The organism is Nocardioides oceani (assembly GCF_030412965.1).
Classification (GTDB): Bacteria; Actinomycetota; Actinomycetes; order Propionibacteriales; family Nocardioidaceae; genus Nocardioides; species Nocardioides oceani.
The window spans coordinates 1-274 of the sequence record NZ_JAUHJQ010000189.1 but is presented as its reverse complement, the minus strand read 5'-3'; the positions used below and the strand labels follow the sequence as shown (position 1 = coordinate 274).

1 pseudogene is annotated in these 274 nt (G+C 39.4%); it reads right to left on the bottom strand.

Annotated features, from left to right (window positions below):
• Positions 1 to 225 (bottom strand): annotated as a pseudogene (locus QWY28_RS23770) (ABC transporter ATP-binding protein); the annotation flags it as partial.
• Between the last annotated feature and the right edge of the window lie 49 nt (positions 226 to 274).

The following is a 274-nucleotide window of genomic DNA, read 5'->3' as shown; positions in this document are numbered from 1 at the left end:
AAATGCACGGATAACAGTAAGTCCTGTCAATATTTCTCTTGTTACCAGATTTAATTTGTCTACCAGATTCTGCAACATCTTGAATTTCGGCATTGCCACAACAAACAATACAATCACAACACATAAGATCAGAGCTACCGCAAGTGCGATGATCCATGACATCGATACATTTGTGTGGAATACTTTAAACACACCACCCAGTCCAAGAATCGGTGCATAGATCACCAATCTCAGCATCATTACCGTCAGCATCTGAATCTGTTGAATATCATTC